This window comes from Micromonospora sp. DT62, from assembly GCF_049847285.1.
Classification (GTDB): domain Bacteria; phylum Actinomycetota; class Actinomycetes; order Mycobacteriales; family Micromonosporaceae; genus Micromonospora; species Micromonospora reichwaldensis.
In genome coordinates this window covers 134995-152770 of the sequence record NZ_JBNCOB010000001.1, presented here as the reverse complement: position 1 = coordinate 152770, position 17776 = coordinate 134995, and the positions used below count along the sequence as shown (strand labels likewise).

Below are 17776 nucleotides of genomic sequence, written 5' to 3'. Positions count from 1 at the left end.
ACGGCCCGAGGCTACCGACGGGTAACCGTGGGGTGGGGGGCGTCACGTCCCGGGCGTCGGCCTGGGGGCCCGCCCACCACCACCCGCGCTACGCCACCGCCGGAGCGGGCCGGCCGACCGTGCTGACCGTGGCGTACACCGTGCTCAGCTGCTCGGCGCAGCGCTTCCACGAGTACCGGTTGCGGATCCGGTCCAGTGCCGCCGTCGCGTACGCGAAGCGACGGACCTTGTCGGTGAGCAGCCGGCGGACCGCGGTGCCGAGGGCGCGTGGGTCCCGGGGTGGCACGAGGTCGCCGGTCAGGCCGTCGACCACGGTGTCGGCGATCCCGCCGACGTTCGTGCCGACGACCGGTACGCCGCACGCCATGCCCTCCAGCGGCGTGAACCCGAACGGCTCGTACCAGGGGGCGGCCACCAGCAGGTCCGCCGAGCGGTACCACGGGGCCAACTCCTCCCGGGCCAGCCCGCCCAGCAGCTTCACCCGGTCGGCGACCCCGCAGGACTCGGCGAGCGCGCGGAGCCGGCGGGCGAAGCCGTCCGCGGGGAGCAGCTCCGCCGGCGGGCCGCCGACCACCACGCACTCGGCGTCCGGCACGGCCGGCAGCGCCCGGATGACGTCCTGGATGCCCTTGCGCTCCACCAGCCGGCCGACGGTGATGATGCGGGGACGGGCCGGGTCGCGCGGGGCGACGGGCCCGTCGGGACGGAACAGCTCCTGGTCGACCCCGGCGGGGACCAGCGTCATCCGGGACCGGGGCACGCCGAGGCGGACCAGCTCGCCGACCTCGTCCTGGCACTGCACGATGATCCGGTCGGCGGCCCGGCCCAGGGCCCGCTCGTAGCCCACCCGGCCCGGTGGGCTGGTGTCCCGGGCGCCCTGCAACCGCCGCTTCACCGAGCCGAGGCTGTGGTACGTCAGCACCACCGGCACCCCGGTGCGCCGGCCGGCGTGCAGGGTGGCCAGCCCGCTCGTCCAGAAGTGGGCGTGCGCCACGTCCGGCGCCCAGCCGCCGTCGCGCCACTGACCGGCCAGCCAGCTCCCGAACTCGCCCAGGTGCGGCAGCAGCTCGTCCCTCGGTACCCGCAGCGCCGGGCCGGCCGGCACGTGGCACACCCGGTAGCCGTCCGGGGTGACGACGGAGTCGGGCGGGACGGTGGAGTCCCGGCGGGTGTAGACGCGGACGTCGTGCCCCTCGCCGGCCAGTGCGGCGGCGAGTCCCGCCACGTGCGTGTGCTGACCGCCGGACTCCTCCACCCCTCCGACGGCGAGCGGACTGGCGTGCTCCGAGATCATCGCGATACGCATGTGCTTCCTCCATCGGCCGGCCCGTCGGCGGGGACCCGGTCGAGCCCCGGGGCGTCTCCTCGCCGCCTGGCGGACCCCGCCGCTGGAGTCCCTACCCTCGGCCTTCCCTCCTAACCGCCGCCTGCCCGGCTCGTCCTGACGGACCGTCCGTCGGGTGTGGAGAGACCGGCGGGCGGCGGGGCGAACCGCCCCACCGCCCGTGACCGGCCGGTCGCAGTAGGTCAGGACCGGTCGTCGTGGAGCATGCCTGGCCCGAAGACCTCGTAGGCGATCCGCTCCACCGGCACCCCCCGGCGCAGCAGGCCGCCCCGGACGGTGTTCATGAACGGCAGCGGCCCGCAGAGGTGCACGTGGGCGTCGGGGGAGAGCGGGATCAACGCCGGATCGACCCGGCCGGCGATGACCTCGGCGGTCACCCCGGCCAGTTCGCCGTCGGTGAGGTCCTCGTACCAGAGGGCGGTGCGCAGGTTGGGCAGCGCGGCGTGCAGGCGCGGCAGTTCGCCGCGGAACGCGTGCGCCGCGCCGGCCCGGTCGGCGTGCACCAGCACCACCGGACGCTGCGGCTCGGTGGCGGCCAGGTGCTCCAGGGCGGCCATCGCCGGGGTCAGGCCGATGCCCGCGCTGACCAGCAGCAGCGGGCCCTCCCCGGCCACCGCGCTGACCTCGCCGAACGCCGGGCTGAGCCGGAGGACGTCGTCGACGCCCACGCGCTCGTGCAGGAAGGTGGAGACCATGCCGTCGGGGGCGTCGCCGACACCGCGTACGCGCTTGACGGTGATCCGCCAGTGGTCGGCGCCGGGACGGCCGGAGAGGCTGTACTGGCGGATCTGCTGACCGCGCCCGCCGTCGAGGTCGACGGCGACCGAGGTGTACTGGCCCGGGACGAAGCTGGGCACCGGGCCGCCGTCGGCCGGGACCAGGGTGAACGACACGACGTCCAGCGCCTCGGTGGCCCGGGCGACGACCCGCCAGTCCCGCCAGACCGACTCGCCCTCGGCCAGCCCGGCCACCGTGTAGAGGCGGGCCTCCCGGGCGATCAGCTCGCAGGCCAGCAGCCAGTAGACCTCGTCCCAGGCCGCCGCGACCTCGTCGGTGACGGCGTCGCCGAGCACCTCGCCGACGGCGGCGAGCAGGTGCCGGCCGACGATCGTGTACTGGGTGGCGGTGATGCCGAGCGAGGCGTGCTTGTGCGCGATGCGGTCCAGGATCGGGCCCCACGGTGCGTGGCTGCCGCCGGTCAGGTGCTCCGCGTACGCGACCACGGCGGCGGCGAGGGCGGCCTTCTGCGTGCCGGTGGCCTGGTTGCTGCGGTTGAAGATGTCCAGCAGTTCGGGGTGCGCGTCGAACATCCGCTGGTAGAACCGGCCGGTGATCGCCTCGCCGCGCGCCTGCACGGCGGGCAGGGTCGCCGTCACCACTGCTGCTGAGGACTCCGAGAGCACGACTGTCTCCTTCTGGGCTGAACCGCTCGGGCCCCGACAGCAAAACAGGTATTAGAAATACCTCTTCAGGGCCGAAGGTCCCGGGTCGAGGGTCGTCCGGATCACACCCGGGGTCCGGTCGGCCGTGGTGGGCGGTCGACAGCGCTGGCTAGGGTCGAGGCGTGAAGCTCAACCGGTCCACCGACATGGCGCTGCGCATCGCCATGCTCGCCGCCGCGAACCCGCGACGGATGACCGTGGACGAGCTGTCCGACCAGCTCGACCTGCCCCGCCACCACGTCGCCAAGGTGGTGCAGCGGTTGCAGCGGCTCGGGGTGCTGGTCACCATCCGGGGCCGTTCCGGCGGGGTGGCCTTCGCCGAGGACGGCGGGAACGCCACGGTCGGGCACGTGGTCCGGGCCTTCGAGGGCGACGACGAGGTGGTGTCCTGCGACGAGCCGGCCTGCTCGCTGCGCGCGGCCTGCCGGCTGCGGGGCGAACTGCGCCGCGCCCGGGACGCCTTCCTCGCCGTGCTGGACGACGTGACCCTCGGCGAGCTCGTCGCCGGGCCGACCGGCCCGGCGCTGCTCGCCCTCGGCCTGCCCCGCCCCCGGCCGGCGCCGGGCGCGCCGCCGTCCCCGGTTGGCCGGCAGGCCGTACCCGATCCTGTCTGAGGAGCGACGATGTCCCGTGGCACGGTCTCCCACCCGGTGTTCGCCCGGGTGTTCGAACGGGCGAGCGTGGCGATGGACGCCGCCGGCGCGGCCGCTCACCGGCGGCGCCTCGTCGCCGGCCTCGCGGGCCGGGTGGTCGAGGTCGGCGCCGGCAACGGCCGCACCTTCGCGCACTACCCGGGCACCGTCGAGCGGGTGCTGGCGGTGGAGCCGGAGCCCCGGCTCCGAGCGGCGGCCCGGGAGGCGGCGGGCACGGCTCCCGTACCCGTCGAGGTGGTCGACGGCCTCGCCGAGGCGCTGCCGGCGCCCGACGGCGACGCCGACGCGGTGGTGTTCTCCCTGGTCCTCTGCTCGGTGGCCGACCAGGCCGCCGCGCTGCGCGAGGCACGCCGGGTGCTGCGGCCCGGTGGGCAGGTGCGCTTCTTCGAGCACGTACGCGCGCAGACCCCCGGCCTGCGCCGCGTTCAGCGGCTGGTCGACGCGACCGTGTGGCCGCTGTTCTGCGGCGGCTGCCACACGGGCCGCGACACGGTGGCCGCGATCCGGGCGGCGGGCTTCACCGTCACGGAACTGGACGCGTTCCGCTTCCCCGCCAGCCGACTCCCGGCCCCCGCCGCCCCGCACGTGCTCGGCGTGGCCACCCGCGACTGACCCACCCTCACTTGTGGCCGCGCCGGCCGTCCATGACCGCGCCGGCTGTCGGTGACCGCGCCGGCCGTCCGTGACCGCGCCGGCCGTCCGTGACCGCGCCGGCTGTCCGTGGCCGCGTTGGTCCGCGCGGGCCCGAACGTGGCGGAACCCCGCGCCAGGCGGCACGGGGTTCCGGGACGCGGTCGCGGTCAGGAGACCGTGATCGAGCCGTCCCCGGCGCGGACGCAGGCCACGGAACGCGCACCGGTGGTGGCCGCGCCCGTCAGGCACTGCCCGAGCACCTGGTGGCCGGCGGCGTTCGGGTGCCACGACTCCTGGCAGGTCTGGAAGTAGCTCACGCAGGTGTTCGCGATCCGCTGGATGGCGATCTTGTCCTTGCCGGAGAGGCTGGTGACGAAGACGCCGTTGGGCGGGCTGTCCTGCAGCCGGATCGGGGTGGCCAGGGTGCCGGCCGGGCTGGTTCCCGACTCGCAGAGCCGGGCGCCGTCGAAGGCCCGCTGCACGTTGAGGTAGACCAGGTCCGCGCCGGGGAACTCGGCGGCCAGAGTGTCCCGGGTGGACTTCACCATGGTGCCCAGCCCCTGCGAGAAGCGGTGCCCCGGCAGCAGGCTGGCCCGGTGGATCGGGCAGCCGGCCGCGTACCGCTCGGCGCCGAGCGCGCGGAACTTGTCCCGGGTGTCGTCCCGGCTGTCCTCCTCGTGGAACCCGGGGGCGAGGTCGAACGGCAGCGGGTTGGTGTAGTCCTGCAGGACGATCCGGTGCTGGCCGTCGGCGTCGATCTCGCGCAGCGTGGCGAGGAGCTGGCGTACGGCCGAGGTGGTCTCCGCGGTCGCGGCGCTCCACTGGGCGGCGGTGGCCAGGTCGGCGTCGGTGCAGGGCTTCTGCTCCACCGGCCCGCCCAGGTAGGCCCAGAACTCCCACCAGCCGGTCCAGGCGTCGGCGATGAACCGGTTGGCGCACTTCTCCGCGACGCTGCCGAAGGTGAACGAGCTGTTGTTCGAGCCGAGCCCGAGCAGGACCAGGTCGATGTCGTGGGTCCGGCCGACCGCGCGGAGCTGGTCGAGCTGGGCGGCCACCTGACGGCCGTTCGCCCGGGCCGAGGAGGCGGCGGCGATGTCGTGCGGCTGCCCGCCGGAGCAGGCGAGGTTGAACCGGTCCTGGATGCCCGGCAGGTTGGCCCGGTGCAGTGAGGCGTTCGCCGAGCGGTGGCAGAAGAACGCGTTGTTGTTCGCGGCGGTCCAGCCCGGGAAGCCCTGGGCGACCCCGTTGGCGTCGGCCACCGGGGTGTACGCCCCGGCGCCCTCGCCGCTGATGAAGCTGTCGCCGAGTGCCACCGCGGCGGTGGGCGGGGCTGCCGAGGCCGGGGCGGACAGCCCGACGGCGGTCGACAGCGTGGCGGTGGCCACGGCGAGCGCCGCCGCGAGCGCGGTACGACGGAACCTGGACATCACGTCCTCCATCTGTCCATCGAAATATGAAAGATCCTCTGAGAGCGAGATCACATCATCCGGACGCGACGGGCGTCAATGGACCGGTAACAGAAACTTTCGATGGCGGACACGTCCGCCCCGGCGCGCCGCCCGGTTCCGCCGCCGGGCGGAGGCGGTGGGCCGTCGGGTGGCGGGGTCGCGCGACCGGGTGGGGCGGGCGACCACGGGTCGGCGTGCCGCGCCGGGAACGCCGGCCGGGGTGCAGTTGTTGTCACCGTTGGACCCACCCGCCGCCGGCTCGTTCGCAAACCGGTCACGGTGGCACCGATACGCCGGAACAGGACGGTACGCGCGACCCCGCCGCCCGGTCCCGCCCCGCCACCAGCCGCGTGCCTCGCTGCGGGGCGCCGTCGTCCTGTCGCATCTCCCGGTTAGGCTCGCTGCGGCGCGCCGGCCGACCCGCGACGTCGGACGCGGCACCACATCGCCGAGACCTGGGAGTACGACCAGTTGACCGCAGAGCCTGAGACCCTGTACGGGGCCGACGACCTCACGCACCTCGAGGGGCTGGACGCCGTCCGCAAGCGGCCCGGCATGTACATCGGCTCCACCGACAGCCGTGGCGTGGGTCACCTCGTCAACGAGATCCTCGACAACTCCACCGACGAGGGCGTCGCCGGCCACGCCACGAAGGTGGAGGTGACGCTGCACGCCGACGGCTCGGTCCAGGTCGACGACGACGGGCGGGGCATCCCCACCGACGTGCACGCCAAGTCCGGCATCTCCGGCGTCGAACTGGTGCTCACCCGGCTGCACGCGGGCGGCAAGTTCGGCGGCTCCGGCTACAAGACCTCCGGCGGTCTGCACGGCGTCGGCGCCTCGGCGGTCAACGCGCTGTCCCGCCGCTTCGACGTCACCGTGCGCCGGGGCGGCAAGGTCCACGCGATGTCGTTCCGGCACGGCGTGCCCGGGATCTTCGACGGCGACGGGCCCGACGCCGCGTACACCCCGGGGCCCGGGCTGCAGATCGTCGGCGCGATGAAGCGCGGCCAGCGCACCGGCACGTCGATCCGCTGGTGGCACGACACGCGCTACTTCGAGACCGGCGCCACGCTGGACGCCGACGCGGTGCGGTTGAAGCTGCGCAACACCGCGTTCCTGGTGCCGGGCGTCAGCTACACGCTGCGCGACCACACCGGCGAGGAGCCGACCGAGGAGAGCTTCCACTACCCCAACGGCCTCACCGACATGGTGGAGTTCCTCGCACCGGCCGGCGACCGGCCCGTCTCCGGCATGCTGCTGGTCACCGGCGAGGGCACCTACCGCGAGAACGCCGCCGACGCCAACGGGGTCATGCAGTCCAACGTGCAGCGTCGGGCCGAGGTCGAGGTGGCCTTCCGCTGGGGCACCGGCTACGAGCGCACCGTCGAGTGCTTCACCAACACCATCCGCAACGCGCACGGCGGCACCCACCGCAAGGGCTTCGAGCGGGGCCTGGCGCGTACCCTCGCCGACGCCGTCCGCAACACCCGTGGCCTGCTCAAGGCCAAGGAGGACCCGCCCACCCTCGACGACGTCCTGGAGGGCATGACGGCCGTCGTGCACGTCCGGATCCCCGAGCCGCAGTTCACCTCGCAGACCAAGGACGAGCTCTCCACCGCGGGCATCACCAAGGTGATCCAGACGCTGGTGGAGCAGCACCTGAAGGCGTGGCTGGAGGACCGCCGGACCAAGGCCGAGGCGCGTACTGTCCTGCAGAAGATCGTCGACGCGGCCCGCGTACGGCTGACCCAGAAGCAGCAGAAGGACGCCGCCCGGCGCAAGACCGCCCTGGAGGGCGCGTCGATGCCGCCGAAGCTGGTCGACTGCCGCGCCACCGGAGTCGATCGAAGCGAGCTGTTCATCGTCGAGGGCGACAGCGCGTTGGGGTGCTTTACCGGCGACACCATGGTGGCGCTCGCCTCGGGCGAGGCCAGGTCCTTCGCCGATCTGGCAGCCGACTGGGCTCAGGGAGTGACCCACTTCGGCTACACGACCAACAAGGCTGGCCGCGTGGTGATCGCCCCTCTGGTGGAACCGCGTCTGACCAAGCAAAACGCTGCGCTCGTCCGGGTCACCCTCGACAACGGCGAGTCGGTGCGGTGCACGCCGGACCACCTCTTCCGGCTACGTGACGGCTCATACCGGCGTGCCGACGCCCTGGCTCCCGGCGAATCGCTGATGCCGCTGTACCGAAGCGTCTCCAGCAAGGCCGAGGGACACAAACTGCACGGATACGAACGGATCTGGATGAACGACCGCGAGGAGTGGGTCTACACCCACTACCTCGCGGACGCGTGGAATCTCCGTCACGGAAAGGACAGCACCGCCTACGGCAACGTCCGTCACCACGTCGACATCAACAAGCGCAACAACGATCCGCGGAACATCCAGCGCATGACCTGGGCCGACCATTCGGCACTGCACGCCGCGATGATGGGCGAGCACGTCCAGGCGGGCTGGCGTGAGTGGTTCGACAACGGTGGCCGGGAATTCAAGTCCGCCATGCTCACCGCTCAGTGGCGTGATCCTGCCTTCCGCGAGGCGTGCCTTGCCCGGCTGTTCGCGCTCAACGAGTCACCCGCGTTTCGGGCGAAGATCGAACAGGCCTTCCAGGACTGGTACAACGCGCTCAGCGACGACGAGCGACGCGCCTACGCCGATCGGATGCGCGACCGACAGGCGCAGTACTGGTCGAAGCCCGAGCACCGGGAGGCCGCCGCGGACCGCGTCCGCAGATACTTCGCCGATCCCGCTCGTCGCCAGGAGTGGCGTGACCGTGCGGTACGGCAGTGGGACGATCCCGGGTTGCGTACCTGGCGTTCGCGAAAGAGCATCGAACAGTTCGCCGACCCCGCCGAGCGGGACCGCCAGCGCAACGCGGTGCTGGCCTGGCATGAGGGTAGTCCGGAATTCGGCGAACGCCACTCGCGTCTGATGAAGCGGCGGATGTCGGACCCGGCTACCGGCCACCTCGCCAAGGCTCAGGCTGGCCGGGCCGCATACGTGGCCAACGTGCCCCGGGCGGAACGGGTGGGTCGTCAGCAGGAGGGCAGGCGCCTGGCAGCACTTCGGCGTCTCGCGCCGCTGCTGGCGCTGCCGGACGCCGAACTGGCGCAGGCGTACGAGGCCGAGCGCCTCCGGAGTGCGCGCACCGGTCTGCGGTTCGACCGGCTCCTCGCTCTCTACGACGGCGACTACACCCGTCTGCGGGAGTCGGTCGGCCTGGTCAACCACCATGTCGTGTCGGTGGAGCGACTCGACGAGACAGCAGACGTGTATGACCTGACGATTGAGGGCTACCACAACTTCGCCCTTGAGGCCGGAGTCTTCGTCCACAACAGCGCGCGGGTTGCACGCACCGCCGAATATCAGGCGCTTCTTCCGATCCGGGGCAAGATCCTCAACGTGCAGAAGGCCAACCTCCAGCAGGTGCTGGACAACGCCGAGTGCGCCGCCATCGTGCAGGTGCTCGGCGCCGGCTCCGGCCGCACGTTCGACCTGTCCGCCATGCGCTACGGCCGGGTGCTGATCATGGCGGACGCCGACGTGGACGGCGCGCACATCCGCACCCTGTTGATCACGCTCTTCGCCCGCTACATGCGACCGCTGATCGAGGCCGGCCGGCTCTACGCGGCGATGCCGCCCCTGCACAAGATCACCACCAGGGGGCGCAACCCGCAGACGATCTACACCTACACCCAGGCCGAGATGGAGGCGACGGTCCGCAAGCTGGAGAAGGCCGGCAAGCAGATCGTCACCCCGATCCCGCGGTTCAAGGGTCTCGGCGAGATGGACGCCGACGAGCTGTGGGAGACGACGATGAACCCGGCCACCCGGGCCGTCCGCCGGATCACCCTCGACGACGTCGACGCCGCCGAGCGGATCCTCGAACTGCTGATGGGGGAGAAGGTCGAGCCGCGCCGCAACTGGCTGATCGACTCCGCCGACCGGGTCGACCGCGAGGCGATCGACGCATGAGCACCACCCGCCGAGAGGGAAGCTGAACGATGGCACGCCGCAAGGACGACCGCGCCAAGGCGGACCTGTCCGCCTTCGACCAGGCCGGCGCGCGGGTCTTCGACAACCCGCTGGTCACCGAGGTCTCCGACTCCTACCTGGAGTACGCCTTCTCGGTGATCCACTCCCGGGCCCTGCCCGACGCCCGCGACGGCCTCAAGCCGGTGCACCGGCGGATCCTCTGGTCCATGTACGAGCAGGGCCACCGCCCCGACCGGGGGCACGTGAAGTCCGCCCGCATCGTCGGCGACTGCTTCGTCGCCGGGGCCCTGGTCTCGACGCCCGAGGGCCTGCGGCCGATCGAGGATGTCGACGTCGGTGACCTCGTGTTGGACGGCGACGGGGCTGCCATCCCGGTGGCCGCTGCTTATCGGAATCCGGATTCGGAGCTGGTCCGGGTCACGTGGAGTAACGGCCACACCATGGTCGTGACGCCCGGACAGCGTTTCCGTGTGGTGGATGAGGACCTGGCTGTCCGGTGGGTGGAAGCCCGAGACCTGACTGGGCATTTCACTGTCGCGTACGGGACGCGCCGCGGGGCGGCACCGGCACCGGCACCCGCATCCGGCGGTGACCCGTACGACTATGTCCGTGGGCTCGTGGTGGCCGAAGGTTTCGCCGTCGATCGGTCTCGCGACGCTGACGGCCGCGTACGGCTGCACATGTGCGACGTCGAACCGCTCGACGTCGCCCACGGATGGGCCATCGAGAACGGGTTGAACGCCTCCCGAGGCAAGCGCGAAGCAAGCAATCCGCGCCATCGCGACCAGCACATCCTCACCTTCGCCAGGCACGAGGGGCTGCTCGAGGCCGGCACGCCACTCAGTCACGCGAAGCGCGTGCCCGACGACGTGCTCGCAAATCGTTCCGCGTGGTCGCCGTTCCTCGCCGGCTTCTTCGACGGTGACGGCTACATCCGCAAGCGTTTCCGCGAACTCGTCTTCGTGAGCACCAGCGAGGTGTTGGTGCGTCAGATCTACTCCATGCTCGCCGACCTAGGGGTGCACGGTCACCACTGGAACAGCGGACGCGACGGCCACCGCCCGCTTCTCGGCCTCTCCGTCACCGGCCGGGATGCTGCTGTGGTCGCCGAGTTGCTCCTGCCCTGGGTACGCATCGGTTACAAGAGCGACGGCCTCCGGCGGGTGGTCGAGCTCGGCTATCGATACGGGGGCAAACAGGGCAACGACCGCCTGCCGTGCCGGCCGGTGATGCAGGAGTTCACCACTGCCCATCAGGGCGGTGGATGGTTCCGCGACGAGGACGGCAACGCCTTCCGGGCGTCCCTGTCAGGCCCTGGGAGCAAGGTGCGGTACGGCAAGGACCGCAACGGTCTGCCCTTGTCGGAGCGGTCGTTTCCGCTTTGGCGCGCGGAGCGGGACGGTTGGGTTCGCAAGCTCCGGCGCATCGGTTCGCCCCTCGCCGGCCGACTTGAGGCGTTGGCTGGGCGGTCGTTCCTGCGGGTTGTCTCTGTCGAAGCCGTGGCGTCCGCTACCACCTACGACATCCAGGTCGACTCCGACGAGCACGCCTTCGTAGCTGAGGGCTACGTGGTCCACAACTGCATGGGCAAGTACCACCCGCACGGCGACACCGCGATCTACGACGCGATGGTGCGGCTGGCGCAGAGCTTCTCGTTGAACGTTCCACTCATCGACGGGCATGGAAATTTTGGGAGCCCGGACGATGGACCGGCGGCCTCGAGATACACCGAGGCCCGGATGTCGCGGGAGGCGATGCTGCTCGTCGGCGAGCTGGGCGAGGACACGGTCGACGTCGAGCCCAACTACGACGGCTCGCTGACCCAGCCCACGGTGCTGCCCGCCGCGTTCCCCAACCTGCTGGTCAACGGCGCGTCGGGCATCGCGGTCGGGATGGCGACCAACATGATCCCGCACAACCTCGGCGAGGTGGTCTCCGCCGCCCGCTGGCTGATCAACCACCCGGACGCCACCCTCGACAAGCTCATGGAGTTCGTCCCGGGTCCGGATCTGCCCACCGGTGGGCTGCTGCTCGGGCTCGACGAGGTGCGTCGGGCCTACGAGACCGGGCGCGGCGTCGTGCGGATGCGGGGCAAGGTCGAGATCGGCCCGCTGGAGGGCAGCCGGGGCCGGCAGGCGATCACCGTCGTGGAGCTGCCGTACGGCGTCGGTGCCGAGAAGGTCATCGCGGCCATCACCAACGAGGTCAACAAGACCAAGCGGCTCACCGGCATCGCCGACGTCAAGGACCTCACCGACCGGGAGAACGGCACCCGCCTGGTCGTCGAGTGCAAGGTCGGCGTCAACCCGCAGGCGCTGCTCGCCGACCTCTACCGGCTCACCCCGCTGGAGCAGTCGTTCGGCGTCAACAACCTGGTGCTGGTCGACGGCCAACCGCAGACCCTCGGGCTGAAGGCGCTGCTGGAGGTCTTCCTGGCCCACCGCTACGAGGTCGTGACCCGGCGCAGCTCGTACCGCCGGCGCAAGCGCCAGGAGCGGCTGCACCTGGTCGACGGCCTGCTGGTCGCCCTGCTCGACATCGACAAGGTGGTCAAGCTCATCCGGGCCAGCGACGACGCGCAGGCCGCCAAGGACGGCCTGATGCGCCAGTTCGGCCTCTCGGACATCCAGGCCACCTACATCCTGGACACTCCGCTGCGCCGGCTGACCAAGTACGACCGGATCGAGCTGGAGGCCGAGCAGGAGAAGCTCCGCAAGGAGATCGCCGAGCTCTCCACCATCCTCGACGACCCGAAGGTGCTGAAGAAGGTCGTCTCCGACGAGCTGGCGGCGGTGGTGAAGCAGTTCGGCGCACCGCGGCGCACCACGCTCGTCGACGGGGATCTCAAGGAGGTGCTGGCCGCGTCCGCGCCGGCCGGTCCGCTGGAGGTCGCCGACGACCCCTGCCAGGTGATCCTCTCCGCGACCGGGCTGGTCGCCCGGACGGCGGCGGAGTCGGAGGAGGCGTCCGAGGGCCGCCGGCGGCACGGCCGGGCCAAGCACGATGCCGTACGCGCCGTCGTGCACTCCACCGCCCGGGGGAAGGTGCTGCTGGTGACCAGCGCCGGCCGGGCGTTCAAGGTCGACGTGCTGCCGTTGCCGGTCCTGCCCGAGCAGGCGGGGACGGTGTCGCTGCGCGGCGGGATGGCCGCCGCCGAGCTGGTGCCGCTGGAATCGGGGGAGACCGTGGTCGGGCTGGCACCGCTCGGGCCGACGGCCGAGGGCTCCCCGGGCCTCGCCCTGGGCACCCGGCAGGGCGTGGTCAAGGTCTGCGCACCGGAGTGGCCCGTCCGCTCGGACGAGTTCGAGGTGATCGGCCTGCGGGAGGGCGACGAGGTGGTCGGGGCGACCTGGCTCACCGACGGCACGGAGACGCTCACCTTCGTCACCTCGGAGGCGTCGCTGCTGCGGTTCGCCGCCGGACTGGTCCGGCCACAGGGGACCAAGGGCGGCGGCATGTCGGGCATCAACCTGCCCGCCGGTGCCCGGGTGGTGTTCTTCGGGGCGGTCCGCACCGACGACCCGGGCCACGGCGAGCCGATGGTGGTCACCTCCACGGGTGCCACGGTGAAGGTGACGCCGTTCCAGTCGTACCCGGCGAAGGGGCGGGCGACCGGCGGCGTGCGCGCCCACCGCTTCCTCAAGGGTGAGACCGACGTGGCCGTCGCCTGGGTCGGGTCGCGTCCGGTGGCCGCCACCGCCACCGGCGAGCCGGTGGAGCTGCCGGCGGCGGACCCGCGCCGCGACGGCTCCGGCTTCGCCGTGATGCTGGGCCCCACCGTCGTCGGCCACCAGATCGAACGCGACTGACCCAACCGGCCGGGGGCCGGCCGCTGACGCGGCCGACCCCCGACTCGGCGCGTTGATCATGAAGTTGTTGTCACCCCGCCCGGCGTGTCGCGACAACAACTTCATGATCAACGGGGCGGAGCGGGGGGCGGGGTGGGGCGCCGGGTGGGGGTGGGGGTGCGTAGGTGGGTCAGTAGGCGCATGCCGTGGTGGACGGTCAGGGCGGCGGCGGTGCCCAGGGCGATGCCGTTGAACGAGAGGTCGCCAGCGGTGAGGGTGTAGTTGGCCGCGCCGACGATCACCGCGACGGCGGCGGTCATCAGGTTCACCGGGTCGTGGAAGTCCACCCGGCTCTCGATCCAGATCCGCGCGCCGAGGATGGCGATCAGGCCGTACAGGGCGGTGGTGGCGCCGCCAAGGACGCCGGCCGGCACGGTGAGGATCAGCGCGCCGAACTTCGGGCTGAGCCCGAGCAGCACCGCCGTCAGACCGGCCACCCAGTACGCGGCGGTGGAGTAGACCCGGGTCGCCGCCATCACGCCGATGTTCTCCGCGTAGGTGGTGGTGCCGGAGCCGCCGCCGGAACCGGCGAGCATCGTGGCCAACCCGTCGCCCATGAACGCCCGGCCCATGTCCCGGTCCAGGTTCCGGCCGGTCATCGCGGCGACCGCCTTGACGTGCCCGGCGTTCTCGGCGATCAGCACCAGGATCACCGGGATCACCAGCACGACCGCCCGCAGGCTGAAGCTCGGCGCGTGGAACTCGGGCAGGCCGACCCACGCGGCGTCCCGCAGGCCGTCGACCGCCTTCGGATCCAGGTCGCCGAGCACGGCGGCGAGGACCCAGCCGACCACCACCCCCAGCAGGATGGAGAGTCGGGCCAGGAAGCCCCGGAAGGCCACCGTGGCGAGCAGGATGGCGGCCAGCGTCACCACCGCGATCAGCGGCTGCGCCTTCACGCCGGTGCCGCTCCCGTCGCCGTCCCAGGCGACGGGAGCGAGGTTCAGGCCGATCAGCGCGACGATCGACCCGGTGACCACGGGCGGCATCAGCGCGTCGATCCAGCGCGACCCGGCGAGCTGGACGACCAGCCCGACGGCGGCCAGCGCCACGCCCGCGACGACGATGCCGCCGAGCGCCGGGCCGATGTCGCCGCCGGCCTTGGCCGCCAGCACCGGCGCGATGAAGGCGAAGGACGAGCCGAGGTACGAGGGCAGCCGGTTGCCGGTGATCAGCAGGAACAGCAGCGTGCCGAGCCCGGAGAAGAAGAGCGTGGTGGCGGGCGGGAAGCCGGTGATCAGCGGCACCGTGAAGGTGGCGCCGAACATCGCGACGACGTGCTGCACGCCGACGCCGAGGGTCCGCGGCCAGGAGAGCCGTTCGTCGGGGTGGACCACGTCGCCGGGGCGGATGGACCGGCCGTCGCCGTGGACCGCCCACGGGGACCAACGGGAGCGCGGCTCGGTGGAGGACTGGGTCATGGAACGCCCTTCGCGTCGTGGAGAGGTGACGGGGGCGCAGGTGAAACCCAGGAGTCGTTTCTAGCAGAACCCCCACCCCACCTCGTCCGTCACCCTCCCGCGGTCCCCACGTCACCGCGCCCGGGACCTGAGTGCGCCACCGGGTTCGATGCCTGGGCAACCCCGCCGACTACGGGACCGTCGCTGGCGACCCGGCCCGCCGCGCGGGTGGGACCGGTCCGGGCACGGGGGAGCCGGCAGGGGCGACCGTGCGCGTGATGGTCGCCCCTGCCGTCACCTGGGGCTGAGGACCCGGTCGCGCCCCGGCCCGGGCTGGCGGACGAGCGCCGGCGCCGGATGCGTCGGTCGCAGGGTGAGCAGGCTGCCCACCAGGCCGGAGAAGAGCATGACCACGCCGATCGCGATCGCGGTGGCCGCCGGGAGCACCACCCGCAGCGTCTCGCGCGGGTCGAGGTCGCCGAACCCGTCCAGTCCCCAGTAGGCGACCGCCCCGCCGGTGCCGGCGACGCCGGCGACGAGCAGCAGTAGCCCGATGGTGACGCTGGTCTCCAGCCGCAGGAGGCGGATCCAGCGGTCCGACGTGCGCTGCCCGACCAACCCCTCCTGCCGGCCGTAGATCTCGGCGAGGCCGCCGAAGAGCACGAGTTGCACCCCGACAAGCATCATCAGGCACGCGTACACCAGGGTGGCGACGTCGAGCCGGACCGGACCGAGGGCCAACGGGCCCGGGGTGAGCGCCGCCACTCCGGCCAGCCCGAGCCCGGCCAGCGCGCCGCCCGGCCGGACCAGGGTCTTGCGCGGGGCGAACACCAACAGGAACCGCAGGTGCCGCCAGCCGTCGCGCCAGGTACGCAGGTGCGGCGGGCGGGACCGACCGTCGGGCGACAGGGTGGTCGGCACCTCGGCGATGTCGTAGCCGGCCAGCGCGGCGCGCACCACCAGCTCGGAGGCGAACTCCATGCCCGGCATGCAGAGCCCGAGCGCGCGGATCCGCTCGGCGTGGAACCCGCGCATGCCGCAGTGGAAGTCCCGGACCTTGCGTAGCCCGAACAGCCGCCGGCCGAGCCAGCTCAGGACCGGGTTGCCGAGGTAGCGGTGCAGGGGCGGCATGGCGCCCGCGGCGATGCCGCCCCGGAACCGGTTGCCCATCACCACGTCGTGCCCGGCGCGCAGCGCCTCGACGAACGGGCCGAGGTCCGCCAGCGCGTACGAGTCGTCGGCGTCGGCCATGATGATGAACCGGCCGCGGGCCTGGTCGATGCCGTTGAGCAGGGCGCCACCGTAGCCGCGGATGGGCGCGTGCACCACCCGGGCGCCGGCCCGCTCGGCGATCTCCTGCGACCCGTCGGTGGACCCGTTGTCGGAGACCAGCACCTCCCCGACCACCCCGCACTCGTCGAGCGAGCGCAGCGCCTTGCGTACGCAGACCTCCAGGGTCTCAGCCTCGTTGAGGCACGGCAGCAGCACCGTGACCTCGATCTTCGATTCGTTCGTCATGCTCCCCGTTGCTTTCTGCCGTGGTGGGGGCGAGCCGGTCCGGCTCGCCGTCGGCCGGCGTGGGCCGGTCCGTCGGTTGAGGTGCCGACCGCAGCCGCTGCCAGCCGACCGCGGCGGCGATCGGGAGGAACGCCAGCGCTGGCAGGCCGTAGCGGTGGTCGAACATCGAGGTGGCCACGGAGAAGACCATGATTCCGAGGCCGACGCCGGCGTACAGCAGGCCGATCATGCTCAGTCGCAGCCGGCCCCGGCGCGGCCACACCGCCCCGACCAGCGCGATCAGCACCATGGCGGCCAGGGCCGGCGGCGGGGTGACCGCGTACCGTCCGTAGCCGTGCAGGAACCGGCTGGCCGCGTTCGGCTCGACGTCGCGCGACGGCGCCGGTTGCCACCGGTAGTCGGGGCTGGCGGTGCGCGGCACGCAGTCACGGTCCGCCGCCCAGTCGGTCGGCGCGGGCTGCGGTCGCCACCAGTTGGCCAGGCACGCCTCGGTCGGCGCGAGCGGGGCCGGCCAGAAGTAGCGGGCGGTGTCCGACGCCACGGCGGCCACATAGTCGCCGGGCTGCTGCCGGAGCACCTCCCGGGCGAACTCGTCGAGGTCCTCGGGCCGTTCGGCGGCGCGGATGGGGCTGTCCCGGTTCCAGATGAACCAGTCGGGCCGGGCGGGACGCTGGCCCAGCGGCTGCGTCGGGCACAGCTTTCGCAGTCCGGGCCGAAGTTCGAGCCGGTCGCAGTCGGCGATCTGGGCCGTCCGGCCGTAGAGGAACTTCCCGCCCTCCAGGCCGAGCGCGCCCTTGACGGTACCGATGCCGGCGAAGGCGACGCCGAAGAGGACGACGATGCCGAGCAGGTACGCCGCCGGGGCCCGCCAGCCGCGCCACGGTACGAGCAGGAACAGCAGCAGGGCGCCGAGCGCGGCGACGCCCGTGGGCCGGGTCGCCATGCCCAGCGCGACGGCGACGCCCGCGCCCAGGCCGGCGATCGTCCCGGGCCGCTCCCGCCACACGAGCAGCAGCACCGCCACGGCCAGCGCGGTGGTGAAGAGCGTCTCGGTGAGCAGGTACTGCTCCAGCGTGAGCTGGGTGGCGTCGAGCAGGACCGGCGCGGCGGCGAGCGTGGCCAGCCAGGGGCCGCCGCCCAGGCGGCGCAGCAGCAGGTAGGCCGCGACGCCCAGGGCGAGCCCGGCCAGGTGTTGCAGGGCCACCACCGAGGCGACGGTGCCCGTCCATTCGAAGCCCTTGAGCAGCCACGGGTACGTCCACCGGGCCGGCATGGCCGGCCATTCGGCGGCCCGTCTGAGGTACGACCCGGAGTCGCCCTGGAACCACAGCGCGGGCGGGTACGCGGCCATTGTGGTGATCCGCAGCGCGACACCGGCGGCGAGCACGACGACGAGGCCGACGTGGCGGCGCAGCAGGGCGGGAAGGGAACGCGGACCGGCCCACCGCGCGGTCGGGCGTCCAACGAGCACGGAAAGCTCCCGAAGA

Annotated in this window: 9 protein-coding genes and 5 pseudogenes; 8 read left to right on the top strand and 6 right to left on the bottom strand. The window is 72.6% G+C overall.

Annotated elements, in window-relative coordinates; genetic code table 11:
- Positions 1–88 precede the first annotated feature (88 nt).
- Complete coding sequence (locus tag ACPXCB_RS00650; RefSeq protein WP_425871186.1) at positions 89–1306, bottom strand: glycosyltransferase; 1218 nt, start codon at positions 1304–1306, stop codon at positions 89–91.
- Positions 1307–1527: 221 nt separating this feature from the next.
- Positions 1528–2796, bottom strand: a complete 1269-nt coding sequence (locus tag ACPXCB_RS00645; protein WP_425872093.1) for a globin domain-containing protein — start codon at positions 2794–2796, stop codon at positions 1528–1530.
- A 113-nt stretch (positions 2797–2909) separates the two neighbouring features.
- On the opposite strand from ACPXCB_RS00645, the gene ACPXCB_RS00640 reads away from it, so the two are divergent.
- Both ACPXCB_RS00640 and ACPXCB_RS00635 read left to right on the top strand, forming a co-directional pair.
- Positions 2910–3401, top strand: coding sequence for an RrF2 family transcriptional regulator (locus tag ACPXCB_RS00640; RefSeq protein ID WP_425871184.1), 492 nt, complete (start codon positions 2910–2912; stop codon positions 3399–3401).
- Positions 3402–3410: 9 nt separating this feature from the next.
- Entirely contained in the window at positions 3411–4052 is a 642-nt protein-coding gene (locus ACPXCB_RS00635) for a class I SAM-dependent methyltransferase (protein WP_425871182.1), read from the top strand.
- A 188-nt stretch (positions 4053–4240) separates the two neighbouring features.
- On the opposite strand, the gene ACPXCB_RS00630 is transcribed toward ACPXCB_RS00635, so the two are convergent.
- Entirely contained in the window at positions 4241–5500 is a 1260-nt protein-coding gene (locus ACPXCB_RS00630; protein WP_425871180.1) for a hypothetical protein, read from the bottom strand.
- Between the two features lie 465 nt (positions 5501–5965).
- Here ACPXCB_RS00630 and ACPXCB_RS00625 point away from each other — a divergent pair.
- From ACPXCB_RS00625 to ACPXCB_RS00600, 6 genes and pseudogenes are all read left to right on the top strand, one after another.
- A pseudogene (locus ACPXCB_RS00625) lies at positions 5966–7411 on the top strand (ATP-binding protein); the annotation flags it as partial.
- Positions 7406–8857 (top strand): annotated as a pseudogene (locus ACPXCB_RS00620) (ATP-binding protein); the annotation flags it as partial. The pseudogenes ACPXCB_RS00625 and ACPXCB_RS00620, both read left to right, overlap by 6 nt.
- Positions 8858–8863: 6 nt before the next feature.
- Positions 8864–9502: pseudogene (locus ACPXCB_RS00615) on the top strand (toprim domain-containing protein); the annotation flags it as partial.
- A gap of 29 nt (positions 9503–9531) precedes the next feature.
- Positions 9532–9792: pseudogene (locus ACPXCB_RS00610) on the top strand (DNA gyrase subunit A); the annotation flags it as partial.
- A 171-nt stretch (positions 9793–9963) separates the two neighbouring features.
- Positions 9964–10602 (top strand): annotated as a pseudogene (locus tag ACPXCB_RS00605) (LAGLIDADG family homing endonuclease); the annotation flags it as partial.
- A 150-nt stretch (positions 10603–10752) separates the two neighbouring features.
- A complete protein-coding gene (locus ACPXCB_RS00600) occupies positions 10753–13332 on the top strand; it encodes a DNA topoisomerase (ATP-hydrolyzing) (protein ID WP_425872091.1) in 2580 nt (859 codons plus the stop codon).
- 107 nt (positions 13333–13439) lie between these two features.
- Here ACPXCB_RS00600 and ACPXCB_RS00595 read toward each other — a convergent pair whose 3' ends face one another.
- From ACPXCB_RS00595 to ACPXCB_RS00585, 3 genes are all read right to left on the bottom strand, one after another.
- A complete protein-coding gene (locus tag ACPXCB_RS00595) occupies positions 13440–14792 on the bottom strand; it encodes a uracil-xanthine permease family protein (protein WP_425871178.1) in 1353 nt (450 codons plus the stop codon).
- Between the two features lie 273 nt (positions 14793–15065).
- On the bottom strand, positions 15066–16289 hold the full coding sequence (locus ACPXCB_RS00590; protein ID WP_425871176.1) for a glycosyltransferase family 2 protein: 1224 nt from the start codon (positions 16287–16289) through the stop codon (positions 15066–15068).
- Positions 16231–17760, bottom strand: a complete 1530-nt coding sequence (locus ACPXCB_RS00585; protein WP_425871175.1) for a glycosyltransferase family 39 protein — start codon at positions 17758–17760, stop codon at positions 16231–16233. Before ACPXCB_RS00585 ends, ACPXCB_RS00590 begins: the two co-directional genes overlap by 59 nt.
- Positions 17761–17776 lie beyond the last annotated feature (16 nt).

Bases quoted from the DNA above. Each gene is read 5' to 3' on its own strand.
- ACPXCB_RS00635 (WP_425871182.1), top strand. From the start codon at position 3,411: ATGTCCCGTGGCACGGTCTCCCACCCGGTGTTCGCCCGGGTGTTCGAA.
- ACPXCB_RS00630 (WP_425871180.1), bottom strand. From the start codon at position 5,500: ATGTCCAGGTTCCGTCGTACCGCGCTCGCGGCGGCGCTCGCCGTGGCC.
- ACPXCB_RS00600 (WP_425872091.1), top strand. From the start codon at position 10,753: ATGCAGGAGTTCACCACTGCCCATCAGGGCGGTGGATGGTTCCGCGAC.
- ACPXCB_RS00590 (WP_425871176.1), bottom strand. From the start codon at position 16,289: ATGACGAACGAATCGAAGATCGAGGTCACGGTGCTGCTGCCGTGCCTC.
- ACPXCB_RS00650 (WP_425871186.1), bottom strand. From the start codon at position 1,306: ATGCGTATCGCGATGATCTCGGAGCACGCCAGTCCGCTCGCCGTCGGA.
- ACPXCB_RS00595 (WP_425871178.1), bottom strand. From the start codon at position 14,792: ATGACCCAGTCCTCCACCGAGCCGCGCTCCCGTTGGTCCCCGTGGGCG.